Genomic DNA, 24,943 nt, shown 5'->3' with positions numbered 1-24,943 from the left:
CATGTATGAAGCTTTTTTCGGGCTGAGCAGCAAGCCGTTCCAACTCAGCCCCGACCCCAATTTCTACTTCGGTAGCAAGCAGCACCGGCGCGCCAAGGCCTATCTGGACTATGGCGTGCTGCGCAATGACGGCTTCATCGTCATCACCGGCGAGATCGGTGCCGGCAAGACCACCTTGCTGCGCGGCCTGCTGGACAGCCTGAACCGCAGCAATGTCGTGATCGGCAATCTGGTCACGACCCAGCTCGATGCCGAGGACACCTTGCGCATGGTCGGTGCGGCCTTTGGCGTGCGGGTCAAGGACCTACCCAAGTCCGAGCTGCTGATGACCCTGGAGGCCTTCTTCGTCAATCAGACCAGCCAGGGCAAGCGCTGCCTGCTGATCGTCGACGAGGCGCAGAATCTGACAGCGCGGGCCGTCGAAGAGCTGCGCATGCTGTCCAACTTCCAGTTCGGCAATCAGTCTTTGCTGCAGACCTTCCTGGTCGGCCAGCCCGAGTTCCGCAACATCCTGCAGCGCCCTGAGATGGAGCAGTTCCGCCAGCGTGTCGCGGCCACCTGCCATATCGGACCGCTCGACGAGGATGAGACCCAGCGCTATATCGAGCACCGCCTCAAGTGCGCCGGCAGCAGCGGCAAACCCAGCTTCGAGCTCGACGTCTTCCCGCTGATCTACAAGTCCAGCCAGGGCATACCGCGGCGTATCAACTCGCTGTGCGATCGCCTGTTGCTGCTGGGTTTCATGGGTGGCAAGACCCACCTGCAGGTCGCCGATGTCGACGAGGTGCTGCGCGATCTGGCCCAGGAAAGCGAGACACCGCTGAAGGCCATCCATGGTGTCGCCGCCGGAGCGCCGCTGGATGTGGACCTGAGCCGGCTCAAGCTGGGCGATCTCAGTGGCCTGTCCGGCGAGATCGCGGCGCTGAATCAGGACCAGCAGTCCGAGCGACTGCAGCGCCTGGAGAGCAGCCTGATCAGGCTGGAGCGCATCAATCTGCAGACCCTGGGTCTGCTACAGAAACTGGTGGAGGCGGTGCGCCCCGCCGGCGCAGCCGCGGCAGCGGCCCCCAGCGCACCGACCGCCGTGCCGACCGAGACCAAGCAATGACAGACGCAGTGACACTGGCCCCCGTGATGTGCGTGGTGGGCGCGCGGCCCAACTTCATGAAGATGGCGCCCATCCTGCGCGCGCTGGCCGCTCATCAGCCACCGATTCCGGCCCTGCTGGTGCATACCGGCCAGCATTACGACACCGATATGAGCAAGAAGCTCTTTGTCGACCTGGGCCTGCCGCAGCCGGACCTGAATCTCGAGGTCGGCTCCGGCAGCCACGCGCTGCAGACCGCCGAGGTGATGCGCCGTTTCGAGCCGGCGCTGGATGAGCACAAGCCTTCCTGTGTGCTGGTGGTCGGCGATGTCAATTCGACCCTGGCCTGCACGCTGGTGGCGGTCAAGAAGGGGGTGCCGGTGGCTCATGTCGAGGCCGGCCTGCGCAGCTATGACCGCAAGATGCCCGAGGAGATCAACCGCCTGCTGACCGATCAGGTGGCCGACCGCCTCTACACCACCGAGCGCAGCGCCGCCGACAATCTGGCGCGCGAGGGCATCGCGCTGGAGCGGGTCTGCTTCGCCGGCAATGTGATGATCGACTCGTTGGAGGCCAGCCGGCCGCTGGCGCGCGCGCCGGCGCAGACCCTGCGCGACCATGGCTTGGATCCGGCGCTGGTGTCCGGGGCTTACGGCGTCGTCACGCTGCACCGCCCGTCGAATGTCGATGAGGCCGCGACCCTGAAGCACTTGCTGGGCCTGCTGGCCCAGGTCGCGCAAGACCTGCCCCTGGTGTTTGCGCTGCACCCGCGCACCCGCAGCAATATCGAGCGCTTCGGCCTGCAGTCCATGCTGGATCCGGCCCGCGTGGCCTTGCTGCCGCCCCAGGGCTATCTGGAGATGCTGGGCCTGATGGCCGGCGCCGCCATCGTGTTGACCGACTCCGGCGGCCTGCAGGAAGAGACCACGGCGCTGGGCGTGCCCTGCCTGACCCTGCGCGAGAACACCGAGCGTCCGATCACGGTGGAGCAAGGCACCAACACCCTGATCGGGCTGGACGGCGAGGCCTTGCTGCGTGGCGTGGCCGAAGTGCTGGCCGGCCAGGGCAAGCGCGGCCGTGTGCCCGAATACTGGGACGGCCATGCCGCCGAGCGCATCGCCGCCGATTTGTGGCAATGGCTCAAACCTTGACGAGAGCAGCCCTATGTTGATGCCCAGCCGCCAGCCGCGCAATGCGATGACGATAGACGTGGAAGACTACTTCCAGGTCTCGGCCTTCGCGCCCTACATCGCCCGCAGCGACTGGGACGCGCGCGAATGCCGGGTCGAGCGCAATGTCGAGCGCATCCTGGCCTTGCTGGAGGCCAGCGACACCCATGCCACCTTCTTCACGCTGGGTTGGGTGGCGCAGCGCTATCCGGCGCTGGTGCGTCGCATCGTCGCCGGCGGTCATGAACTGGCCAGCCACGGCTACGGCCACGAGCGTGCCAGCGATCTGAGCCCGCAGGCCTTCCGCAGCGATATCACGCGCGCCAAGGCCCTGCTCGAAGACATCGGCGGCAGCCCGGTGCTGGGCTACCGCGCGCCGAGCTTCTCGATCGGCAAGGGCAATCTCTGGGCCTTCGATGAGTTGCTGGCCGCCGGCTATCGCTACAGCTCCAGCGTCTACCCGATCCAGCACGACCACTACGGCATGCCCGACTCGCCGCGCTTTGCCTATCCGGTGCGCGAGGGCTTGCTGGAGGTGCCGGTGACGACCCTGCGCCTGGGCGGCAAGAACCTGCCCTCCAGCGGTGGTGGCTATTTCCGGCTGCTGCCTTATGCGCTGTCGCGCTGGCTGATAGCCCAGGTCAACCGGGTCGACCAGCAGTCGGCGGTGTTCTATTTCCATCCCTGGGAGATCGATGTTGACCAGCCGCGCGTGGCCGGCATCGACGCCAAGACGCGCTTTCGGCACTACGTCAACATTCCCCGCACCGAGGCCCGCATCGCGCGGCTGCTGCAGGACTTTGCCTGGGGCCGGATGGACGAGATCTTTCTGGGTCAGACCGCGGCGATCCATCGATGAGCGCCGCAGTCACCGTCCGACGCCTGCAGGCGGGCGATGGCCCGGCCGTGTCGGCCTGGGATGCCTTCGTGCTGGCCTGCCCGCAGGCAAGCTTCTTCCACCGCGCCGGCTGGCAGCGCCTGGTCGGCGAGGTCTTCGGCCACCGCTGCTTCTTTCTCTATGCCGAGCGCGACGGCCGTATCGAGGGCGTGCTGCCGCTGGCCCAGGTCAAGAGCCTGCTGTTCGGCCATGCGCTGGTGAGCCTGCCCTTTGGCGTCTATGGCGGCGTGGCCGCCGAGACCGAAGCTGCGGCCCAGGCGCTGGAGGACGAGGCCCAGCGCATTGCCAAGGAACTCGGCGCCGATCATCTGGAGCTGCGCCATGTGCAGCCCCGCCACAGCGACTGGCCGCGCCAGGATCTCTATGTGACATTCCGCAAGGAGATCCTGCCCGAGGAGGAGGCCAATATGCTGGCCATCCCGCGCAAGCAGCGCGCGATGGTGCGCAAAGGCATCAAGAACGGGCTGCAAAGCCATCTCGATGCCGACGCCGGCCGCTTCTTTGCGCTGTATGCCGACAATGTGCACCGCCATGGCACGCCGGCCATGCCCAGGCGCTATTTCGAGGCCTTGCTGCGCGAGTTCGGGAGCGACTGCGAGGTGCTGACGGTCACCGATGCCCAGGGCACCCCCCTCAGTTCGGTGGTGAGCTTTTATTTCCGTGACGAAGTGCTGCCCTACTATGCCGGCGATGCCGAGGCGGCGCGCGAACTGGCCGCCAATGACTTCAAATACTGGGAACTGATGCGGCTGGCCTGTGCACGTGGACTGAAGGTCTTCGACTACGGCCGCAGCAAGCAGGGCACCGGTTCCTACGCCTTCAAGAAGAACTGGGGCTTCGAGCCGACGCCGCTGACCTACGAATACTGCCTCTACAAGCGCGACACCGTGCCTCAGAACAACCCGTCCAACGCCAAGTACCAGCTCCTGATCAAGACCTGGCGCCGCATGCCCTTGGCCTGGGCGAACTGGTTGGGTCCTTTCATCGTTCGCAATCTTGGCTGAGGAGGCGACGATGTCCGTGCTGCACCGGTCGGGATTCGCATGAGCAGCGTGGCTCCGCAGCTGTCCGCCCCATCGCTGCCGCAGGCCTGGCGCTGGGCGCTGCCGCTGTTCGGGCTGCTGCTCCTGCTCGTGCTGCTGCTGTTTCGCGAGACCGGTCTGGCGATGGTGGGCATCTGGCAGCGCTCGGACACATTCGCCCATGCCTTTGTCGTGCCGCCGATTTCGCTGTGGCTGATCTGGCGCCAGCGCGAGGCCCTGGCCCGGCTTGTCCCGCAGCCGAGCTGCTGGTTTGCCATCCCCTTTCTGGCGGCCGCTCTGGCCTGGCTGCTGGGCGATCTGGTCGCGGTCAATGCGCTGACCCAGCTGGCCCTGGTCGCCATGCTGGTGCTCAGCGTGCCCCTGGTGCTGGGTCACCGGGTCGCCTGGCAGATCGCCTTTCCGCTGGCTTTCCTGTTCTTTGCCGTACCGATCGGCGAGTTCATGATGCCCGCGCTGATGGAGGCGACGGCCGACTTCACCGTGGCCGCACTGCGCGCGAGCGGTGTGCCGGTCTACCGCGAAGGCCTGCAATTCGTGATCCCCTCGGGCAACTGGTCGGTGGTCGAGGCCTGCAGCGGCCTGCGCTATCTGATGGCTTCGGGCATGGTGGGCACCTTGTTCGCCTACCTGAACTACAACTCGCTGCGCCGGCGTCTGGTCTTCATTGCCTTCGCCTTTGCCTTGCCGCTGCTGGCGAACTGGCTGCGCGCCTACATCATCGTGATGCTGGGCCATCTGTCCGACAACGCGATCGCCACCGGCGCCGACCATCTGGTCTATGGCTGGGTGTTCTTCGGCATCATCATGCTGGCCATGTTCATGATAGGCGCGCGCTGGGCCGAGCCGCTGGCGTCCGTCGCGCTGCCGACGGTGCCGGCCCGGCCGGGCTCACAAGCCGTCTGGATGGGCGCGCTGCTGGCTCTGCTGATTGCGCTGCTGCCGCTGGCGGCATTGACGCTGCTGCCCGGCGGCAGCGCCGGGCGCGCGCCGGCGCTGACAGCGCCCAAGCTGCAGGCCTGGGCCGAAACCCCAACCGGCCAGACCGGCCTGCCGGACTGGACACCGCTCTACCGCAAGCCGACGGCCGAGCTGCAGGCAGCCTATATCGGGCAGATGCAGCAGCCGGTCGGGCTGCATATCGCCTACTACCGCGGCCAGACCTATGACAGCAAGCTGGTCAGCTCCCTGAATCAGCTGGTGCGATCCGAGGACAAGCAATGGACGCGCATGGGCGACCAGGGCCAGACCTTGAGCCTGGACGGCCAGGACCTGCGGCTGCGCGGCACCGAGCTGCGCTCGGCCGGCACCCGGCTGCTGGTCTGGCAGTTCTACTGGATCGACGGCCGCCTGACGGCCAGTGATGTACGGGCCAAGCTGTATGGCGCCTGGCAGCGCCTGAGCGGGCGCGGCGATGACGCTGCGGCGGTCATCGTCTACACGGTCAAAGACACGGACAATGCGGCATCGGCGCAAGCGCTGCTGCAGAACTTTTTGCAGCAGAACTGGGGCGCCATCGAGGCGCAGCTGCAGCAAGCTAAAAAAGACGCGGCGCGCTGACAGCCGCCGCATAGGCATCTGGGATGAACAAGGAACAAGCGATGAGCTCGACGGTAGCGGTGATCGGCCTGGGTTATGTGGGCCTGCCCCTGGTGGTGGAATTCGGCAAGCATATGCGCACCATCGGTTTCGATATTGCGCAGGCCAAGGTCGAGTCCTGCCAGCGCGGTGTCGATCCTTCGCGCGAACTCAGCGACGAACAGGTGCGCGAGGCCACCCACGCGGTCTACACCGCCGACCCGGCCTTGCTGGCCGAGGCCGACATCATCATCGTCGCCGTGCCGACACCGGTGGACGAAGCCCATATCCCCGACTTCCGCCCGCTGATCGGCTCCAGCACCAGCGTCGGCCGCCATATGAAGAAGGGCGTGACCGTGGTCTATGAGAGCACCGTCTACCCCGGCGCCACCGAGGAGGTCTGCATCCCGGTGCTGGAGCGCGAGTCGGGCCTGAAGTGGAAAGAGGACTTCTTCGTCGGCTACAGCCCCGAGCGCATCAACCCGGGTGACAAGGAACACACGCTGACCAAGATCCTGAAGATCGTCTCCGGCGACACGCCGGCCACGCTGGACAAGGTCGCCAAGCTCTACGAGACCATCATCATCCCGGGCGTGCACCGGGCCTCCAGCATCAAGGCGGCCGAAGCCGCCAAGGTGATCGAGAACACCCAGCGCGACCTGAACATCGCGCTGATGAACGAGCTGGCCATCATCTTCGACAAGCTGGGCATCGACACCAGCGAGGTGCTGGAAGCCGCCGGCACCAAGTGGAACTTCCTGAAGTTCAAGCCGGGCCTGGTCGGCGGCCACTGCATCGGCGTCGACCCCTACTACCTGACGCACAAGGCCGACATGATCGGCTACCACCCCCAGGTCATCCTGGCGGGCCGGCGCATCAACGACAGCATGGGCAAGTTCATCGCCGAGCAGACCATCAAGCACATGATCGCCAGCGGCAGCTATATCAAGGGCGCCCGGGTCAATGTGCTGGGCCTGACCTTCAAGGAGAACTGCGGCGATCTGCGCAACTCCAAGGTGATCGACATCATCAACGAGCTGAAGACCTATGGGGTCGAGGTCTTCGTGACCGACCCGCAGGCCGAGGCCGAGGAGGCGATGCATGAGTATGGCGTGCGCCTGCTGCCCTGGGACGAGCTGCCGCGCGCCGACGCCATCGTCGCGGCGGTCGCGCACAAGGAGTATGCCGCGCTGGGCGTTGACGACCTCGGCAAGAAGCTGGTCAAGAACGGTGCCTTCATCGATGTCAAGGCGGCCTTCGATGCACCGGCCCTGATCGAGGCCGGCTACAAGGTCTGGCGTCTGTGAACGATGAGTGATGATCGCCGCCCGCTGATCCTGCACGTCGTGTATCGCTTCGATACCGGCGGGCTTGAGAACGGGGTGGTGAATCTGATCAACGAGATGGACCCGCGGGCTTACCGCCATGCGGTGCTGGCGCTGACCGAGGTGACCGAGTTCCGGCAACGGGTGCGCCGCAGCGATGTGCAGTTCATCGCGCTGCACAAGCCGCCGGGCCATGGCTTCTGGCTCTACCCCAAGCTCTACCGTCTGCTGCGCGAGCTCAGGCCGGCCGTCGTGCACACCCGCAATCTGGCCGCGCTGGAGGTGGTGGTGCCGGCCTGGGCGGCCGGCGTGCCGGTGCGTGTGCATGGCGAGCATGGCCGCGATGTCGGCGACCTGGACGGCACGCACCGCGGCTACCAGCGGCTGCGCCGTCTCTATGGCCTGTTCGTACACCGCTTCGTCGCGCTGTCGCGCGATCTGGCCGGCTATCTGCATGGCAAGGTCGGCCTGCCCGAAGCGTCGATTCGCCAGATCTACAACGGCGTCGACATCCGGCGCTTCCAGCCGGCCGCGCAGCGCGAGGCGCTGGCCGGCTGCGCCTTCGGCGCGCCCGAGCATTTCATCATCGGCACCGTGGGCCGCATGCAGACCGTCAAGGACCAGACGAATCTGGCCCGCGCCTTTGCGCTGGCCTTGCAGCAGCGCCCCGATCTGCGGCCCCGGCTGCGCCTGGTGATGGCCGGCGAGGGCCCGCTGCGCGAGCAGGTGCTGCAACTGCTGGCCGAGGCCGGCGTGGCCGAGCTGGCCTGGCTGCCCGGCGAGCGCGGTGATGTGGCCGGCTGGATGCGTGCGCTGGACTGCTTTGTCTTGCCCTCGCTGGCCGAAGGCGTTTCCAACACCATTCTGGAAGCGATGGCCTGCGGTCTGCCGGTCATCGCGACCGCGGTGGGCGGCAATGTGGAACTGGTGGAGGAGGGCCGCAGCGGCTTTCTGGTGCCGCCCTCCGACCCCCAGTCCATGGCCGCGCGCATCATCGAGCTGGCCGATGACGGCGAGCGGGCGCGCCGGCTGGGCGCGGCGGGCCGGCGGGCGGTCGAGCAGCGCTTTGCGATGCCGGTGATGGTGGCGGGCTACCAAGGCCTTTACGACGAGCTGCTGGCTGCCCGGGCGCCCGAGCGGATTCAATTGATCAAGAGCTGACGACCATGTGCGGAATCACCGGTATTTTTGACACCCGCAGCGCACGCGAGATCGATCCCGCGCGGCTGCAGCGCATGAACGACTCGCAATGGCATCGCGGCCCCGACGAGGGCTCGCTGCATACCGAGCCGGGTCTGGGCTTCGGTCACCGCCGCCTGTCCATCATCGACATCGCGACCGGCCAGCAGCCCTTGTTCAACGCCGACCGCTCGGTGGTCATCGTCTTCAACGGCGAGATCTACAACTACCAGAGCCTGATGAGCGAGCTGCAGGGCCTGGGCTACCAGTTCCACACCAAGAGCGATACCGAGGTCATCGTCCATGCCTGGGAGGCCTGGGGCGAGGCCTGCGTGCAGCGCCTGCGCGGCATGTTCGCGTTCACGATCTGGGACCGCAACAAGCAGACCCTGTTCATCGCGCGTGACCGCCTGGGCGTCAAGCCCATGTATTACGCGCTGCTGGACGACGGCCATCTGCTGTTCGGCTCCGAGCTGAAGTCGCTGCTGGCCTATGACGATGGCCAGGGCGGCATGAAGCGTGAGCTGGACCCGCTGGCGGTCGAGGAGTATTTCGCGCTGGGCTATGTGGCCGAGCCGCGCTGCATCTTCAAGCAGGCCAGAAAGCTCTCGCCGGGCCACAGCCTGTGCCTGCGCCGGGGCGAGCCGCTGCCCGAGCCCAAGGAGTTCTGGGACGTGCGCTTCACGCTCGACAACCCGATGAGCGTCGAGGACGCCAGCGCCGAGCTGCAGGCGCGGCTCAAGGAGTCGGTGCGGCTGCGCATGATTGCCGAGGTGCCTCTGGGCGCCTTCCTGTCGGGCGGCGTTGATTCCAGCGCGGTGGTCGCGACCATGGCCGGCCTGTCCAACGGCCCGGTCAACACCTGCTCGATCGCCTTCGACGACCCGGCCTTCAACGAATCGGCCTTTGCCCAGATCGTCGCCGACCGCTACCAGACCAACCATCGCGTCGAGACCGTCAAGAGCGACGACTTCGACCTGATCGATCTGCTGGCCCGGCTCTACGACGAGCCCTATGCCGACAGCTCGGCGATCCCAACCTACCGCGTCTGCCAGCTGGCGCGCAAGCATGTGACGGTGGCACTGTCCGGCGATGGCGGCGACGAGAGCTTCGGCGGCTACCGTCGCTACCGCATGCATCTGATGGAGGAGCGCATGCGCGGCGCGCTGCCGGCCGGGCTGCGCCAGCCGCTGTTCGGCATGCTGGGTCGCCTCTATCCGAAGGCCGACTGGGCGCCGCGGGTGTTCCGCGCCAAGACCACTTTCGAAGGCATGGCGCGCAGCTCGGTGGAGGCCTATTTCCATTCGATCTCCATCCTGCGCGGACCAATGCGCGAGCAGCTGTTCAGCCCGCGCTTCAAGACCGAGCTGGCCGGCTACAACGCCGAGGCCGTGTTCGACCGCCATGCTGCCAAAGCCGGCACCGATGATCCGCTGGCCCTGATCCAGTACCTGGATACCAAGACCTATCTGGTCGGCGACATCAATACCAAGGTCGACCGCGCCAGCATGGCCCACTCGCTGGAAGTGCGCGAGCCGCTGATGGACCATGAGCTGGTCGAATGGCTGGCGACCCTGCCGTCCAGCCTGAAGATCCGCGGCCAGGAAGGCAAATACCTGTTCAAGAAGGCGATGGAGCCGCAGCTCAGCGACGACATCCTCTACCGCCCGAAGATGGGCTTTGCCGTGCCGCTGGCGCGCTGGTTCCGCGGCCCCTTGAGAGCCCGAGTGCGCGACGCGGTGCTCGGTGATCGCCTGGCTGCCACCGGTTGGTTCAACCCGGCCTATCTGCGCCATCTGGTCGATGCCCATCAAAGCGGGGCCAGCGACTACAGCGCACCGCTGTGGACCCTGCTGATGTTCGAGGCCTTTTTGCGCCAGGTGGTCGACGGCGGCAACAGCACCTTGAGCCAGCCGGCTGGCGCCAAGCAAGCGGTGGCCCTCACATGAGCCTGCGCGTTCTCCATGTGCTGGACCATTCGCTTCCCCTGCACAGCGGCTACAGCTTCCGCACCGCCTCCATCCTGCGCGAACAGCGGGCGCTGGGCTGGACCACCTTGCACCTGACCACGCCCAAGCAGGGTCATGGCCCGGCGCTGGCCGAGGAGGCCGGCGGCTGGCGTTTTCATCGCACGCCCAGCGAGCCCGGCACCGGCCTGATACGCCAGATGCAGCTGACCGCGAAACGCCTGCGCGAGCTGGTGCTGGCCGAGAAACCGGACCTGATCCACGCGCATTCGCCCCTGCTCAATGCCTTGCCCAGCCTGTGGGTCGGGCGACGCCTGCGGCTGCCGGTGGTCTACGAGATGCGGGCCTCGTGGGAGGACGCCGCGGTCGACCACGGCACGACCACCGAGGGCAGCCTGCGCTACCGGGTTTCGCGCGCGCTGGAGAGCTTTGCGCTGGCGCGTGCCGACCAGGTGACGACGATTTGCGAGGGGCTGCGCCAGGACATCGCAGTGCGCGGCATCCCGAACGAGCGCATCACGGTGATCCCGAACGCGGTCGATGCCGAGGCCTTCCAGTTCGGCGTCGCGCCCGATGCCGCGCTGCGCGAGCGCCTGGGCCTGGGCGGCGCCACGGTGCTGGGTTTCGCCGGCTCCTTCTACGGCTACGAGGGCCTGCATCTGCTGCTGGAGGCAGCGGCCCGGCTGCTGCCGACCACGCCGCAGCTGCGCGTGCTGCTGGTCGGCGGCGGGCCGCAGGAAGAGGCGCTGAAGGCGCAGGTACAGGCCTTGGGCCTGCAGCAGCAGGTGATCTTCACCGGCCGGGTGCCGCATGCCGAGGTGCAGCGTTACTACGAGCTGATCGACATCCTGGCCTATCCCCGCCTGCCGATCCGGCTGACCGAGTTGGTCACGCCGCTGAAGCCGCTGGAGGCGATGGCCCAGGGGCGCATGTTCGTGGCCTCCGATGTCGGCGGCCATCGCGAGCTGGTGCGGCATGGCGAGACCGGCCATCTGTTCAAGGCCGGCAACGTCGATGCGCTGGTCGCCTCGATCAGCGCCTTGCTGGCCGAGCGCGAGCGCTGGCCGCAGATTGCCGCACAGGCCCGGCGCTTTGTCGAGCAGGAGCGCACCTGGGCGCGCAGCGTGGCGCGCTACCAGGAGGTGTATCGCCGGGCTCTGCAGCGCCATGGCCGCACGCTTCCCCAATCCTTCGAGGCCTGAACCCCTATGTGTGGCATTCACGGCATCTACCGTTTCGATGCAGCGCCCGTCAATCCGGCCGAGCTGTCGGCCATGGGGCTCGTCACCCAGCACCGTGGCCCCGACGATGAGGGGCAGCACATCGATGGCCCTTGCGGCATCGCGATGCGCCGGCTCTCCATCATCGACCTCTCCGGCGGCCACCAGCCGCTGTCGAACGCGGACGGCAGCCTCTGGCTGGTCTGCAATGGCGAGATCTACAACTACCGCGAGCTGCGCGCCGAGCTGCAGGCCAAGGGCTTTCATTTCAAGACCGGCTCCGACAGCGAGGTGCTGCTGCATCTCTATGACGCCGAGGGCGACGACTTCGTCCATCGCCTCAACGGCATGTTCGACTTCGCGCTCTGGGACGCGCGCCGGCAGCGCCTGCTGATCGGCCGCGATCGCATCGGCGTCAAGCCGCTGTATGTGATGCAGGACGGCCAGCGCCTGGCCTTCGCGACCGAAGCCAAGGCCCTGCTGGCCCTGCCGGGCGCCAGCGCCGAACTCGACCGCTCGGTGCTGGCCAGCTATCTGCAGCTCGGCTATGTGGCCGCGCCGGGCAGCATCTTCAAGGGCATCCGCAAGCTGCCGCCGGCGACGCTGCTGGCGGTCGAGCGCGGCCAGGTGCGCGAATGGCGCTACTGGCGGCTCGCGCCGGGCGTGCGCCATGATCTGGATGAGCGGGGCTGGATCGACCGGGTGCGCAGCGAGCTGGACCGTTCGGTACGCATGCAGATGGTCAGCGATGTGCCGATCGGCGCCTTCCTGTCCGGCGGTGTCGACTCCAGCGCGGTGGTCGGCTATATGGCCCGGCACTCCAGCGAGCCGATCCGCACCTATGCGATCGGCTTCGAGGGCGGCGAGGCCGAGGCGCTCTACAACGAGCTGCCCTATGCGCGCCAGGTGGCTCAGCTGTTCGGCACGCAGCACAAGGAAATCCTGGTCAAGCCCGATGTCGTCGGCCTGCTGCCGCAGCTGCTGTGGCATATGGACGAGCCGCTGGCCGACACCGCCTTCATCACCACCTATCTGGTCTCGCAGTTCGCGCGCCAGGACGTCAAGGTGATTCTGTCCGGCGTTGGCGGCGATGAGCTGTTCGGTGGCTACCGCCGCTATCTGGGCGGCCACTATGCACAGCGCTACCAGGCGCTGCCGGGCTGGATGCGCGGCCTGATCGGCTCCGCTGCCGCGCGGCTGCCGGCGGACCGCCATTCCGGCCTGCTGAACACGCTGCGCCTGGCCAAGGGCTTCATCGCCTCGGCCGATATGGGCGCCGATGCCCGCTATCAGAGCTATCTGCAGGTGCTGCAGCCGCAGCTGATCGCCGGCCTGCTGCTGGACGGCGGCGCCGGCCAGGACCCGCTGGCCCGCGCCTTCGAGACCGCCGGCCATGCCGACGAGCTCAACCGCATGCTGGCCGTCGATGCCGAGACCCAGCTGCCCGACGATCTGCTGCTGCTGACCGACAAGATGAGCATGGCGGTCTCGCTGGAATGTCGTGTGCCGCTGCTCGATCATGAGTTGCTGGAGCTGGCGGCCTCGATGCCGGCGGCCATCAAGGTCAGGAACGGCCGCCTCAAGCATGTGCTGAAGCAGGCGCTCGACGGCATGCTGCCGCCCGAGATCCTGGACCGCAAGAAGCGCGGCTTCGGCACGCCGATGGGCGCCTGGCTCAAGCGCGAGCTGGCGCCGCTGCTGCGCCGGCTGCTCAGCCCCGAGCTCATCCGTGCGCGCGGCCTGTTCGCGCCCGGCGTCGTGGCCGCGCTGATGGCCGACCACGAGGCCAACCGCATCGACGGCACCGACTCGCTGCTGGCGCTGATGAATCTGGAGATCTGGAGCCGCATCTATCTGGACCGGCGCGACCCGGCCGATGTGGCCCTGGAACTGAAGTCCTATCTCGCATGAACATTCTCTATCTCTGTCACCGCTTCCCGTTCCCGCCCAAGCGCGGCGGCAAGATCCGGCCCTTCAATATGATCCGCCACCTCAGCGCGGCCGGCCACCGGGTGACCGTGTGCTCGCTGGTGCGGGCCGAGGACGAGGGCGTCGAAGGGCAGGGCATCGCGCCGTACTGCGAGGCCTTCGAGATGGCGCGGGTGCATAACCCGGTGCAGTTCCTGCGGATGATCGTGCGCCTGCCGCTGACGACGCCGTCGTCGATGGGCTACTTCTACTCGCCGGCGCTGCGCGCGCGCGTCGACGCACTGCTGGCCAGCCGCCGCTGGGATCTGATCTTCGTGCACTGCTCGTCGGTGGCCCAGTATGTCGAGCATGTGCAGGACATTCCGAAGATCCTGGATTTCGGCGATATGGACTCGCAGAAATGGCTGGAGTACGCGAACTACAAGCCGTTTCCGCTCTCGCTCGGCTACCGGCTCGAGGGCTACAAGATGCTGGCGGCCGAGAAGCGCCTGGCGCGGCGTTTCGACATCTGCACCGCGACCACCCGTGCCGAGTGGCAGACGCTGGACGGCTACGGCACCGGCGCGGCCACCGACTGGTTCCCCAATGGCGTCGATGCCGAGTTCTTCTCGCCCGGCGAGCAGGCCTACGATGCCGACACGGTCAGCTTCATCGGCCGCATGGACTACTACCCGAACCAGGAGTGCATGGCGCGCTTCTGCGCCGAGGTCTGGCCCTTGCTGCGGGCGCAGCGGCCGGCCATGAAACTGCTGATCATCGGCGCCGACCCTTCGCCGCAGATGCGTCAGCTCGGCGAGCTGCCGGGCGTCACGGTGACCGGCTCGGTGCCCGATGTGCGGCCTTATGTTCGGCAGTCGGCGGTGATGGTGGCGCCCCTGGCGATTGCGCGCGGCACGCAGAACAAGATTCTCGAGGCGATGGCGATGGGCGTGCCGGTGGTCACCAGCAGCTGCGCGGCCGGCGGCGTGGATGCCGAGGACGGTGCCCATCTGCTGGTGGCCGACACGCCGCAGCAGATCGTCGCGGCCATCCTGCGCGTGACCGGTGATGCGCAGGAGCGCGAGCGCCTGGCCCGGGCCGGGCGTGAACGCATGCTCAGCCACCATGCGTGGCCGCGTTCGATGCAGCGGCTCGATGGCATCATTGCCCGGCTCGTCGACCCATCCGTAACGAAACCCAATACAAAGCAAGAGGCAGGTGTGGCATGAAGATCAGTATTTTTGGGCTCGGCTATGTCGGCGCGGTGTCGCTGGCCTGTCTGTCGCGCGACGGCCATGAGGTGATCGGCGTCGATATCGAACAGGCCAAGCTGGAGCTGATCCGCGCTGGCAAGACGCCGGTGGTGGAGGAGGGCATGGTCGAGCTGATGGCCAACGTCGCGAGCAGCGGCAAGGTCAGCGTCACGGTCGATGCGAAGCAGGCCGTGCTGGCCAGCGAGATCTCGCTGATCTGCGTCGGCACGCCGTCGGCGCCCAATGGCAGCCAGGACCAGGGCGCGGTGCTGCGCCTGGCCGAGCAGATCGGCCAGGCCCTGGCCGAGAAGAGCGAGCCGCATGTGGTGGTGTTCCGCTCGACCCTGGTGCCTGGCACCGTCGAAGACGTGCTTCGCCCCATCATCGAGCGGGTCTCGGGCAAGCGCGACGGTGTCGATTTCCATCTGTGTTTCCAGCCCGAGTTCCTGCGCGAGGGCAGCTCGATCCGCGACTACGACAAGCCGCCGTTCACCATCATCGGTGCCAATCACGACTATCCCATCGAGCGCCTGCAGGCCTTGTTCGGCCATCTGCCCTGCAAGTTCATCAAGACCTCGGTGCGCTCGGCCGAGATGATGAAGTACAGCTGCAACAACTTCCATGCGCTGAAGATCACCTTCGCCAACGAGACCGCCCGGCTGTGCGATGCGCTGGGTGTCGACCCCTTCGAGGTGATGGACCTGGTCTGCCAGGACACGCAGCTGAACATCTCGCGCGCCTATCTGCGCCCGGGTTTCGCCTTCGGCGGCTCCTGCCTGCCCAAGGATCTGCGCGCCACCACCTACCTGGCCAAGACCCACGATCTCGAGCTGCCGATGCTGGCCGGCATCCTGCCGTCCAACCGCCAGCATCTGGACCAGGCGCTCAACAAGCTGCTGGCCCAGGGCAAGCGCAAGGTCGGCTTCATCGGCCTGTCCTTCAAGACCGGCACCGACGATCTGCGCGAAAGCCCGCTGGTGACCCTGGCCGAGCAGCTGATCGGCAAGGGCATGCAGCTCTCGGTCTACGATCCCGAGGTGCATCTGGCCAGCCTGCTGGGCGCCAACCGCAGCTTTGTGCAGAAGCACCTGCCGCATATCGGCGAGATGCTGAAGGCCGACCTGGCCGAAGTGGTGCAGGACTCCGAACTCCTGGTCATGGGCCTGTCCGGCGCCGAGATCGCGAGCGCCGTCGCCGAACTGGCCGGTCCGCAGCACTATGTGCTGGACCTGGTGAAGGTGCCCAATCCCGGCGCCTTCAAGGCCAGGCTGGAAGGGCTCAGCTGGTGAATCAGCGGCCGCCGGCGTCGGGCTGGCGCTGGTGTCGGCGCCTGAGTCTGCTGGCCTTGCTGGCCGGTCTGGGCCTGATCGCGCCCTATCTGGGCAGCGCCACCGAGCTGGTGCGCCTGCGCAACGCCTGGCTGCTGAACACGCAGTTCGACCCGCTGCAGCCCTGGACGCCGGCGGCCGTGCCGCCGGCCTTTCTGAGCGAAAAGGCCGCGCCAGCGCCGGAGATGGTGAGGCTCGTCGAATCGCTGGGCCTGGCCACGGCCCCCGACGACTGGGCGCGCGCGCGCCTGATCAGCCAGCATCTGCTGGGCAGCAGCCCCAGGCTCAATGGCGGGGCCATCCAGTCGGATCTGCAGACCACCTACCGCCGCATCGTCGAGCAGGGCGACGGCTATTGCGCCGATTTCGTCCAGACCTTCGAGGCGCTGTCCCATGCGGCCGGCCTGTTCAGCCGCTCCTGGGCCTTCTCTTTCGATGGCTATGGCGGCCACGGCCATGTGTTCGCCGAGATCTGGAACCGCCAGGCCGGCCGCTGGCAGCTGCTGGACGTCTTTAACAACTACTACTTCAGCCTCGGTGATGGCGGGGCGCCGCTGGCTGCACTGGAGTTCCGTGCGGCACTGCTGCGCCGCGACCCCGCATTGCGTCTGCACGCCCTGCATGCTCCAGCGCGGCCGGGTTTCGTCATCGAAGCCAAGGCCTGGGACTACTTCCAGCGTGGCGCCGGCCAGTGGTATCTGTGGCTGGGCAACAATGGGCTGAGTCATGACCGGCAGCCGCTGGTTCATGCGCTGGGCCGGGTCTCCGTGCATGCCGAGCAGGTGGCGGCGATCGCGCTGGGCCTGCAGCCGCAGCTCGCGATCGCGACCGCCGGCAGCCCGCCGGAACCGATGGCCCGCCTGCGCCAGCTGCAGCAAGGCCTGCTGCTGCTGGCCTGGCTGATGCCGGCGGCGTTGCTGCTGTTCCTTGTCAGCCATAGTCGCCTGCGCCAACTGGGCAGTGGGCGAGTCCGGGCGCTGGCCACTGGCGCGCCGACAGGCCCCATCCTGATCGTCGGGCCGCTGCCACCACCGGCCGGCGGCATGGCCAACCAGTGCGAGCAGCTGCTGCGCCTGCTGCGCGCCGAAGGCCTGGACGTGCGGCTGCTGCGCACCAATGCGCCCTACCGACCGGCCTTCGCCGGCAAGCTGCCGGTCGTGCGGGCCCTGGTGCGCCTGCTGCCCTATCTGCTGCAGGCGCGCCGCGAGCTGCGCGAAGCAGCGGTGGTCCACATCCTGGCCAATTCCGGCTGGGCCTGGCATCTGTTCGTGCTGCCGGTGGCCCGCATGGCGCGCCGCCGTGGCGTGCCCTTCATCATCAATTACCGCGGCGGCCTGGCCGACGAGTTCTTCAGCCAGGGGCCGGCCCATGTGCGCCGGCTGCTGGGTCAGGCGACGCTGCGGGTCACGCCCTCGGCCTTTTTGCAGCGCGTCTTTGCCAAGCATGGGCTGACGGCCGAGATCATCCCGAACATCGTCGACCTGTCGCGCTTCGAGGCGCGGCCGCTGCGCGATGTCGGCTCGGCGCCGCGTCTGCTGGTGGCACGCAATCTCGAGCCCATCTACGACAACGCCACCGCGATCCGCGCCTTTGCCCGGGTGCGTGAACACTACCCGCTCGCCACCCTGGTGGTCGCCGGCGAAGGGCCGCAACGTGCGGAACTGCTGGGGCTGGCGGCTCAGCTGGGGCTGGGTGAATCGGTCGAGTTTGTCGGCCGGGTCGACAATGCCGGCATGCCGCGCTGGTATGCGCAGGCCGATTGCGCCCTGAATGCGAGTACCGTCGACAATATGCCGATCTCGATCCTGGAGGCCTTTGCCAGCGGTGTTCCGATGGTCAGCACCAGCGCCGGCGGCATTCCCGATCTGCTGGACGACGGCCAGACCGGCTTGCTGGTGCCGATCGGCGACCACCGGCGCATGGCCGACAGCGTGCTGCGCCTGCTGGCCGACCGCGAGCTGGCACAGCGGCTGCGTGCGGCGGCCCTGTTGCAGGCGCAGCGCTACGCCTGGCCGCAGGTCCGACCGCTGTGGCTGGATGCCTACCGGCGCGCCATCAATTCGCGAGAAACGACATCTTGAGTAGCCTCTACACCGCCCTGTGCTCACACCTGCTGTTCCCGCTGCATGAGGCGGTCAAGGGCCATGCCAGCGTCGCCGTGCGAAAACGCCTGGAGCGCAGCCAGTGGCTGAGCCCGGCCGCACTGGCGGACGAGCAACTGAGCCGGCTGCGCGCTTTCCTGAGCGAGGTTGGCGGCCGCGTTCCCTACTATCGGTCGTTGTTCGAGGCGCAGGGCTTCGATCCGCAAGGCCTGAGCTCGGTGGCCGAGCTGGCCCGCCTGCCGCTGCTGGACAAGACCCTGATACGCCGCCATACCGAGGCGCTGAAGGCCGATGGCCACGGCCCGCTGACGCGCTACAACACCGGCGGCTCTTCCGGCGAACCGCTGATCTTCTTCATGGGCAAGGCGCGCAAAAGCCATGATGTCGGCGCCAAGTGGCGGGCCACCCGCTGGTGGGGCGTGGACATCGGCGACCCCGAGCTGGTGGTCTGGGGCAGCCCGGTCGAGCTCGGTGCCCAGGACCGGGTGCGGCAGCTGCGTGACGCGGTGATGCGCAGCAGCCTGCTGCCGGCTTTCGAGATGTCCGAGGCCAATCTGGACCGTTTCGTCTCCGAGATCGTCAGCAAGCGGCCGGCGATGCTGTTCGGCTATCCGTCCAGCCTGTCCCTGATCGCCGCCCATGCCGGCAAGCGCGGCATCGCGCTCGATGGCCTGGGCATCAAGGTCGTGTTCGTGACCTCCGAGCGCCTCTACGACGACCAGCGCCAGAACCTGGAACGGGCTTTTGCCTGTCCGGTGGCCAATGGCTACGGTGCCCGCGACGCGGGCTTCATCGCCCATCAATGCCCCAGCGGCAAGCTGCATATCAGCGCCGAGGACATCGTCGTCGAGATCGTCCGCGCCGATGGCACGCCGGCCGCCGCCGGCGAGCTCGGCGAGATCGTCGTCACCCATATGGCCACGACGGACTTCCCTTTCATCCGCTACCGTACCGGCGACGTCGGCCGCCTGGGCCAGCAGGCCTGCGCCTGCGGTCGTGGCCTGCCGGTGCTGGAGGAGGTGCAAGGCCGCACGACCGACTTCGTCTATGCTAAGGACGGCACCGTGATGCATGGCCTGGCGCTGATCTATGTGCTGCGCGATCTGCCGAGCGTGCAGCGCTTTCGCATCGAGCAGCTGAGCCTGGACGAGACCGTGGTGCAAGTGGTGCCAGGCGCCGGCTTTGACCAGGGTCTGATCGCGCAGATCCAGCAGGCCTTCCAGCGTCGCCTCGGCGCCGAGGTGCGGGTGCGGGTCGATTGTGTGGACGAGATTGCCGCCGAGGCCTCGGGCAAGTTCCGCTATGTGCTCAGCCGTGTCAAGCCGGATGAGCTGCTCAAAGGGGCCGCCCATGCGTGACCTTGCCCTGGTGGGCCTCTTCCTGGCCATCCTGCCCTATGCCTTCCGTCACACCTGGGCCGGTGTGCTGCTGTGGACCTGGGTCAGCATCATGAACCCGCACAAGCTGGCCTTCGGCTTTGCCCACACCATGCCTTTCGCCGCGATGGCCGCGATCGCCACCCTGGTCTCGGTGATGGTGAATCGCGACAAGCTGAAGCTGGACTTCACGCCGCCGATCAAGGTGCTGTGCGTGTTCATCTTCTGGATGTGCCTGACCACGGCCTTCTCGGTGCACTTCGACCCCTCGCTGGACTATCTGAAGAAGGTGCTGAAGATCCAGCTGATGACCTTGATTGCTGCCGCCGCGCTGCGCGAGCGCAAGCACATCGAGCTGTTCATCTGGGTCAATGCGATGTCGGTCGGCTTCTACGGTTTCAAGGGGGGGCTGTTCACGATACGCAGCGGTGGCGCCGAGCGGGTCTGGGGCCCGCCGGGCGGTTTCATCGAAGGCAATAACGAGCTGGCGCTGGCCCTGGTGATGACCATCCCGCTGATCAACTATCTGCGCATGGTGGCGACCGACAAGCGCATCCGGACCGGCCTGCTGGTGCTGATCGGCCTGTGTGCGATCTCGGCGCTGGGCAGCCAGTCGCGGGGTGCCTTGCTGGCCATCTCGGCCATGGGGCTGGTGCTTTGGACTCGCTCGGACAAGAAGTTCGCGATGGCCGCCGTGCTGCTGGTGGCCGGCGTGCTCTTGCTGAGCCTGATGCCGGAGTCCTGGTGGGAGCGCATGCAGACCATCCAGACCTATGAGGAGGACGGCTCGGCGATGGGCCGTATCAATGCCTGGTGGTTTGCCTTCCATCTCGCCAATGACCGCCCGCTCGGCGCCGGCTTCGCGACCTCGACGCCCTGGCTGTACAGCATCTATGCCCCCAATCCGAACATCGTGCTGGTGGCCCACAGCATCTACTTCTCGGTGCTGGGCGAGCATGGCTGGGGCGGGTTGCTGCTGTTCCTGCTGCTGTGGATCGTGCTCTGGCGCATGGCCTCGGCCATCCGCAAGGAAGCCAAGAATGAGCCGGAACTCAGCTGGCTTTACCATCTGGCCGGCATGTGTCAGGTCTCCATCATTGGCTATGCGGTCGGCGGCGCCTTCCTGAGCCTGGCCTATTTCGATTTGCCGTACAACATCCTCGTGATCCTGTCGACGAGCTATGTCTGGATGAAGGCCAAGCGCTGGCAGACCGACAAGCAGGGCGCCTTTGGCGCCGGCGCGCCGGTCAGCCAGATCCGCACTGCAGCGATGAAGAGGGCCCAGCTTTGGTAATGAAAACCGCGTTCACGATGCTGTCGCCGCCCGGCGCGCGGGCACGGCTGTCCATCCTGATCTTCCATCGGGTGCTGCCGGCGCAGGATCCGATCTTTCCGGGCGAGGTCGACGCGCCGCGCTTCGATGAGATCTGCTCCTGGCTGAAGGGCTGGGCCGAGGTGCTGCCGCTGGACGAGGCCGCCGCCCGCTTGGCCAGCGGCAGCCTGCCGGCGCGGGCCTGCGCAATCACCTTCGACGATGGTTACGAGGACAACCGCTCGGTGGCCCTGCCGATTCTGCAAAAGCATGGGCTGAGCGCCACCTTCTTCATTGCCACCGGTTTCCTGGGCAGCGGACGGATGTGGAATGACCGCGTGATCGAGGCCATCCGGCGCGCCCCGGATGGCTTGCTGGACTGCGGCGAGCTGCTGGGTCAGGACGGCGCCAGCTTTGCGCTGGCCGGACCGGACAGCCGCCGCGCAGCGATCGAGGCCATCCTGGCCGCGATCAAGTACCGTCCGATCGACGAGCGCCTCGCGCTGGCCTGCGAACTCGAGCGCAGGATAGGCGTGCCCGAGTCGCTGCGCCTGATGATGGACGATGCCCAGGTCCGCGAGCTGCGTCAGGCCGGCATGCAGATCGGCGCCCATACCTGCTCGCATCCCATATTGGCGACGCTGGACAGGTCCCAGGCCCGCCGCGAGATCGGTGACAGCAAGCACTATCTGGAGGATCTGCTGCGCGAGCCGGTGTCGCTGTTTGCCTACCCCAATGGCAAACCGGGCCGCGACTATTCGCCCGAGAGTGTCGATATCGTCAAAGAGCTGGGTTTCGAGACGGCCGTCAGCACCGCCTGGGGCGCTGCCTCGGGCCGCAGCGATCGTCATCAGCTGCCGCGCTTCTCGCCCTGGGACCGCACGCGCCTGCGCTGGCGTGCCCGCCTGCTCGGCAATCTGCGGCAGGGCTGAACATGGCTGGCTCACTCCGCTGGGTCGCGGCGCGATGCCTGGTCTTGCTGGTCGGCCTGGCATCGGCGCTGAGCGTGCGCGCGATGCCGGAGGGCTTCGAGCTCGGCGATGCGTCGGTCGGCCCGACCTGTGCCCATTACCTCGGCATGGGACCTATGGCCTGGCGCCAGCGCGGCGGCGACTGGATCGATGCCCAGGGACATCCGCGCGGCCAGCGTCCGTTCTCGACCATGGTCGTGGCGCGCGGCCGGGGCCGTCCCTTTGTCGAGATGGATCTGAGCCCGCTGTTGCGGGCCTGGCAGGCGCAGCCGCGCCTGCCCCATATCGTTGTGCTGCGCGCGGTCGGCAAGTCCGCCACCGGCAGCGATGTGATCGATTTCCACAGCCGCGAGTCGAGCGATATCACCGCCCGGCCGCTGCTCAAGCTGACGCTCAGGGACGGCCGCCGTCTGCGCCTGATGCCGGCGGCGGACACCTTCCTCGACTGCAGCTCGCTGAGCAGCCTGGGGCGTCGCGCCGAGCTCAAGACCGGTGGTGACCGCAGTGTGCTGCTGCGCTTCGAGCTGCCCAAGAACCTGGCCGAGGTCGAATCGGCCGCGCTCTTGCTGAGCAGCGACAAGCAGTATGGCGCCTTGGCCCAGACCATCGGCAGCTTCGCGCTGAAACCCGCCTTTACCGAGGCCCATGAACCCCGGCAAGGCCTGGCGGCCGCAGCCCCGGCCGACCGCGGGCTGGAGGGGCATCCCGATGTCTTGTTCACCGCCGGCTTCGAGGAGTCGGCCTGGATGGCGCGCTTCGGCGAGCTGGCCTTGCGCGGCGATGCCGAGAGCATTGATGCCGACAAGGCGGGCGGCTTCGTGCCCCTCGCCGGGCGCGCACTGAAGGTGACGATGCGCCGCGGCAAGAACCTGGGTCTGGATCTGCGCTACCGCTTTGCGCGCCACGGCCAGGCGGAGCCGCAGGAACTCTACTTCCGCTACTACCTGCGCTTCGCCAGAGACTGGAACCCCAGTGGCGACGGCGGCAAGCTGCCCGGCATCGCCGGCACCTACGGCAAGGCGGGCTGGGGCATGCGCAAGCCCGATGGTTTCAATGGCTGGTCGGTGCGCGGTGGCTTCGCGCGCCGGCCCGGCGACGATCCTACGGTGTCAGGGCTGACCAGCTTGATGTCCTATATCTACCATGTCGACCAAAGCGATAGTTCGGGTGCCATGTACGGATGGGGTGAAGGGCAGTCGGGTGTGCTCAGCAATGAGCGTTGGTACTGTGTCGAGCAGTACGTCAAGCTCAATGATCCAGGGCAGCACAACGGCATCGTGCGCGCCTGGGTTGATGGTAGTCAGGTGCTGGAGCAGGGCGGGCTGCGCTTTCGCGACACTGACAAGCTCGCCATTGAGGAGGTTTGGCTGGATGTGTATCACGGCGGTGTGACGCTGGCTCCACATGATCTGACCCTCTACATCGACAACGTCGTGATCGCGCGCCGCTACATCGGACCTATGGTGGTAGTGCCCCGCTGATGTGCTTGCATACCCAGGGTACGAAACCGAGGTATGTGCGCCGGCCAGCAGAGTAGTCAGTCAAACCCGGAAATGGGGGCGGTGGGCGCGCAGCCACTGCTCCAGCATCATCAGGATCCAGACCATCTCGCCGTAGTAGCCGGGATGGGCGGGCAGTTGCTGGTCGAGCAGCTGTTTGATGTAGTCGGCGCGCACGATGCCGCGGCCGGCCAAGCCCTGCAGCGAATCCTCGGCCAGCGCTCGCAGCGCCGGCGTGCGGGTGGTCCAGACGCCGAACGGCAGGCCGAAACCCTGCTTGCGTTTGCTGATGATCTCGTCGGGCAGGAAGCCGCGCAGCGCCTCCTTGAAGAACCAGCGCAGTTGCTGGCCCTTGAGCTTGTAGTCGACCGGCAGGCGCAAGGACAGCGACAGCAGGGCATCGTCAAGCATCGGGAAGCCCACCGAGACGCCGCCCAGCGCGGTTGCGGCCCGCACCTTGGGCAGATCGCTTTCGGCCAGCGTGTAGCGCCAGTCAAAGGCCAGCTCGCGGTTCAGCGGGCTGCAATCGGCGGGCTCGCGCCAGGTCGCCTGCTGGTGGCGCAGCGGCGCGCCCAGATCGATGCGAGAGAGGATCTCGGGCGACAGCACCTGGGCCGGGCCGACCCGGGTGATCAGGTTGTAGAGCTGCAAGCGGTCGGGCATCGGGGTCGCGGCCTGCTCCACATAGCTGGCGCCCTTGCGCAGCAGCGGCAGCTTGCCCAGCGGCGTCTTCAGCAGCAGCGGCTCCAGCAGGCCGCGCTGCAGCGGGCCGGGCACCTGCTGGTAGAGATCGAAGAGGCGCTGCTTGGCATAGCGGGAGTTACCGCCGTAGAGCTCATCACCGCCGTCGCCGGCCAGCAGTCGGCTCACGCCGTCCTGCCGGGCCATCTTGGCGCAGTAGTAGGCCGGCAGCACCGAAGAGTTGCCGAAGGGCTGGTCCAGATGGGCCGCCATCTCGGGGATGCCACGCACCAGATCGTCCGGTGTCACGTAGTACTCGTGGTGGCGGGTGCCGAAATGGCGGGCGGCGAGCCGCGCGTAGGCCATCTCGTCATAGCCCTCGGCATCGAAGCCGATCGAGTAGCTGTCTGCGCCATTGCCGGTTTCGCGCGCGATCATGCCGGCGACGGTGGAGCTGTCGGTGCCGCCGCTGAGGAAGCAGGCCGGCTTGCTGCCGTCAAGCTGGCGCCGCACACCCTCTTGCAGATGACTCAGGAACGTCTGCTTCAGGGCCGCGAAGTCGGCCGGCCCCTGCTCATCGAAGCGCGGCGTCCAGTAGGGCTTGACGCTGATACGGCCCTGGCTGAACCACAGGTAGTGGGCCGGCGGCAGTCGCAGCACGTTCTTGAAGATGGTGCCGGGCGAGGGGATGCAGTGGAAATACAGATAGTTGTAGATCGCCTGCACATCGATATCGTCGCCGGGCTGGGCCAGGTCCTTGGCGGCCGGGCCGACCAGCAACTGGCCATCGACCAGCGCATAGCAGAGTGTGTGCGTCGCGAACTTGTCGGTGGCCAGGAATACATCGCCATCCGCCGTGCTCAGCGCGACCGCGAAATCGCCATCCACCTGCTGCAGCGCGGCCTCGGGACCTTTCTTCAGTGCTTGACGCCAGGCCTCGGCCGCTCCGGCACTCTGGGCCAGCGCGGCCAGATCGCGATCCCGAAACTGCGGGCGACCCTGGAGGATCTGGATGGGCTCGTTCTTCACTCTCGTATGCATAGGGTCGTG

At 67.1% G+C, this 24,943-nt stretch carries 18 protein-coding genes; 17 read left to right on the top strand and 1 reads right to left on the bottom strand.

Annotated features, from left to right (window positions below; genetic code table 11):
- The first annotated feature begins 1 nt into the window (after nt 1).
- The 17 genes from ABGI63_RS18240 to ABGI63_RS18160 are packed head-to-tail and all read left to right on the top strand — an operon-like array spanning nt 2 to nt 23,194.
- Entirely contained in the window at nt 2-1,108 is a 1,107-nt protein-coding gene (locus tag ABGI63_RS18240; protein WP_349743792.1) for an XrtA/PEP-CTERM system-associated ATPase, read from the top strand.
- Entirely contained in the window at nt 1,105-2,238 is a 1,134-nt protein-coding gene (gene wecB, locus ABGI63_RS18235) for a non-hydrolyzing UDP-N-acetylglucosamine 2-epimerase (protein ID WP_349743791.1), read from the top strand. The genes ABGI63_RS18240 and wecB overlap by 4 nt, the downstream gene beginning before the upstream one ends.
- A 19-nt stretch (nt 2,239-2,257) precedes the next feature.
- Nucleotides 2,258-3,115 carry an XrtA system polysaccharide deacetylase gene (locus ABGI63_RS18230; RefSeq protein WP_432767441.1) on the top strand — a complete coding sequence of 286 codons (858 nt, stop codon included), beginning with the start codon at nt 2,258-2,260 and terminating at the stop codon, nt 3,113-3,115.
- Nucleotides 3,112-4,158, top strand: coding sequence for a FemAB family XrtA/PEP-CTERM system-associated protein (locus tag ABGI63_RS18225; protein WP_349743788.1), 1,047 nt, complete (start codon nt 3,112-3,114; stop codon nt 4,156-4,158). Before ABGI63_RS18230 ends, ABGI63_RS18225 begins: the two co-directional genes overlap by 4 nt.
- Nucleotides 4,159-4,197: 39 nt before the next feature.
- Nucleotides 4,198-5,754, top strand: a complete 1,557-nt coding sequence (xrtA, locus tag ABGI63_RS18220; RefSeq protein WP_349743787.1) for an exosortase A — start codon at nt 4,198-4,200, stop codon at nt 5,752-5,754.
- 41 nt (nt 5,755-5,795) lie between these two features.
- Nucleotides 5,796-7,079, top strand: coding sequence for a nucleotide sugar dehydrogenase (locus tag ABGI63_RS18215; RefSeq protein WP_137940689.1), 1,284 nt, complete (start codon nt 5,796-5,798; stop codon nt 7,077-7,079).
- A 3-nt stretch (nt 7,080-7,082) separates the two neighbouring features.
- A complete protein-coding gene (locus ABGI63_RS18210; protein WP_349743785.1) occupies nt 7,083-8,258 on the top strand; it encodes a TIGR03088 family PEP-CTERM/XrtA system glycosyltransferase in 1,176 nt (391 codons plus the stop codon).
- Nucleotides 8,259-8,263: 5 nt separating this feature from the next.
- A complete protein-coding gene (locus ABGI63_RS18205) occupies nt 8,264-10,225 on the top strand; it encodes an XrtA/PEP-CTERM system amidotransferase (RefSeq protein WP_349743784.1) in 1,962 nt (653 codons plus the stop codon).
- Nucleotides 10,222-11,445, top strand: a complete 1,224-nt coding sequence (locus ABGI63_RS18200) for a TIGR04063 family PEP-CTERM/XrtA system glycosyltransferase (protein ID WP_349743783.1) — start codon at nt 10,222-10,224, stop codon at nt 11,443-11,445. Before ABGI63_RS18205 ends, ABGI63_RS18200 begins: the two co-directional genes overlap by 4 nt.
- 6 nt (nt 11,446-11,451) lie before the next feature.
- Nucleotides 11,452-13,374 (top strand): asparagine synthase (glutamine-hydrolyzing), encoded by a 1,923-nt coding sequence (gene asnB / locus ABGI63_RS18195; RefSeq protein ID WP_349743782.1) that lies wholly within the window; start codon nt 11,452-11,454, stop codon nt 13,372-13,374.
- A complete protein-coding gene (locus ABGI63_RS18190; protein WP_349743781.1) occupies nt 13,371-14,600 on the top strand; it encodes a TIGR03087 family PEP-CTERM/XrtA system glycosyltransferase in 1,230 nt (409 codons plus the stop codon). The genes asnB and ABGI63_RS18190 overlap by 4 nt, the downstream gene beginning before the upstream one ends.
- The gene (locus ABGI63_RS18185) at nt 14,597-15,913 is read left to right on the top strand and encodes a nucleotide sugar dehydrogenase (RefSeq protein WP_349743780.1); all 1,317 of its coding nucleotides are present in this window, start codon (nt 14,597-14,599) and stop codon (nt 15,911-15,913) included. Before ABGI63_RS18190 ends, ABGI63_RS18185 begins: the two co-directional genes overlap by 4 nt.
- Nucleotides 15,910-18,033 (top strand): glycosyltransferase family 4 protein, encoded by a 2,124-nt coding sequence (locus tag ABGI63_RS18180; RefSeq protein ID WP_349743779.1) that lies wholly within the window; start codon nt 15,910-15,912, stop codon nt 18,031-18,033. Before ABGI63_RS18185 ends, ABGI63_RS18180 begins: the two co-directional genes overlap by 4 nt.
- Nucleotides 18,030-19,412 (top strand): phenylacetate--CoA ligase family protein, encoded by a 1,383-nt coding sequence (locus tag ABGI63_RS18175; RefSeq protein WP_349743777.1) that lies wholly within the window; start codon nt 18,030-18,032, stop codon nt 19,410-19,412. The genes ABGI63_RS18180 and ABGI63_RS18175 overlap by 4 nt, the downstream gene beginning before the upstream one ends.
- On the top strand, nt 19,405-20,724 hold the full coding sequence (locus ABGI63_RS18170) for a putative O-glycosylation ligase, exosortase A system-associated (protein ID WP_349743776.1): 1,320 nt from the start codon (nt 19,405-19,407) through the stop codon (nt 20,722-20,724). The genes ABGI63_RS18175 and ABGI63_RS18170 overlap by 8 nt, the downstream gene beginning before the upstream one ends.
- Complete coding sequence (locus tag ABGI63_RS18165) at nt 20,724-21,674, top strand: polysaccharide deacetylase family protein (protein ID WP_349743775.1); 951 nt, start codon at nt 20,724-20,726, stop codon at nt 21,672-21,674. Before ABGI63_RS18170 ends, ABGI63_RS18165 begins: the two co-directional genes overlap by 1 nt.
- Nucleotides 21,675-21,676: 2 nt before the next feature.
- Nucleotides 21,677-23,194, top strand: a complete 1,518-nt coding sequence (locus tag ABGI63_RS18160) for a polysaccharide lyase (protein ID WP_349743774.1) — start codon at nt 21,677-21,679, stop codon at nt 23,192-23,194.
- A gap of 60 nt (nt 23,195-23,254) precedes the next feature.
- On the opposite strand, the gene ABGI63_RS18155 is transcribed toward ABGI63_RS18160, so the two are convergent.
- Complete coding sequence (locus ABGI63_RS18155; protein WP_349743773.1) at nt 23,255-24,922, bottom strand: asparagine synthetase B family protein; 1,668 nt, start codon at nt 24,920-24,922, stop codon at nt 23,255-23,257.
- Nucleotides 24,923-24,943: the final 21 nt, after the last annotated feature.

This window comes from Roseateles cavernae (assembly GCF_040187885.1).
GTDB classification, from domain to species: Bacteria; Pseudomonadota; Gammaproteobacteria; order Burkholderiales; family Burkholderiaceae_C; genus Roseateles_E; species Roseateles_E cavernae.
The sequence above is the reverse complement of the archived record's forward strand: the minus strand, read 5'-3'. Positions and strand labels throughout refer to the sequence as shown.

Coding starts and splice junctions, on each gene's coding strand:
- ABGI63_RS18240 (WP_349743792.1), top strand. CDS start 2: ATGTATGAAGCTTTTTTCGGGCTGAGCAGCAAGCCGTTCCAACTCAGC.
- wecB (WP_349743791.1), top strand. CDS start 1,105: ATGACAGACGCAGTGACACTGGCCCCCGTGATGTGCGTGGTGGGCGCG.
- ABGI63_RS18230 (WP_432767441.1), top strand. CDS start 2,258: ATGCCCAGCCGCCAGCCGCGCAATGCGATGACGATAGACGTGGAAGAC.
- ABGI63_RS18225 (WP_349743788.1), top strand. CDS start 3,112: ATGAGCGCCGCAGTCACCGTCCGACGCCTGCAGGCGGGCGATGGCCCG.
- xrtA (WP_349743787.1), top strand. CDS start 4,198: ATGAGCAGCGTGGCTCCGCAGCTGTCCGCCCCATCGCTGCCGCAGGCC.
- ABGI63_RS18215 (WP_137940689.1), top strand. CDS start 5,796: ATGAGCTCGACGGTAGCGGTGATCGGCCTGGGTTATGTGGGCCTGCCC.
- ABGI63_RS18210 (WP_349743785.1), top strand. CDS start 7,083: ATGAGTGATGATCGCCGCCCGCTGATCCTGCACGTCGTGTATCGCTTC.
- ABGI63_RS18205 (WP_349743784.1), top strand. CDS start 8,264: ATGTGCGGAATCACCGGTATTTTTGACACCCGCAGCGCACGCGAGATC.
- ABGI63_RS18200 (WP_349743783.1), top strand. CDS start 10,222: ATGAGCCTGCGCGTTCTCCATGTGCTGGACCATTCGCTTCCCCTGCAC.
- asnB (WP_349743782.1), top strand. CDS start 11,452: ATGTGTGGCATTCACGGCATCTACCGTTTCGATGCAGCGCCCGTCAAT.
- ABGI63_RS18190 (WP_349743781.1), top strand. CDS start 13,371: ATGAACATTCTCTATCTCTGTCACCGCTTCCCGTTCCCGCCCAAGCGC.
- ABGI63_RS18185 (WP_349743780.1), top strand. CDS start 14,597: ATGAAGATCAGTATTTTTGGGCTCGGCTATGTCGGCGCGGTGTCGCTG.
- ABGI63_RS18170 (WP_349743776.1), top strand. CDS start 19,405: ATGCGTGACCTTGCCCTGGTGGGCCTCTTCCTGGCCATCCTGCCCTAT.
- ABGI63_RS18165 (WP_349743775.1), top strand. CDS start 20,724: ATGAAAACCGCGTTCACGATGCTGTCGCCGCCCGGCGCGCGGGCACGG.
- ABGI63_RS18160 (WP_349743774.1), top strand. CDS start 21,677: ATGGCTGGCTCACTCCGCTGGGTCGCGGCGCGATGCCTGGTCTTGCTG.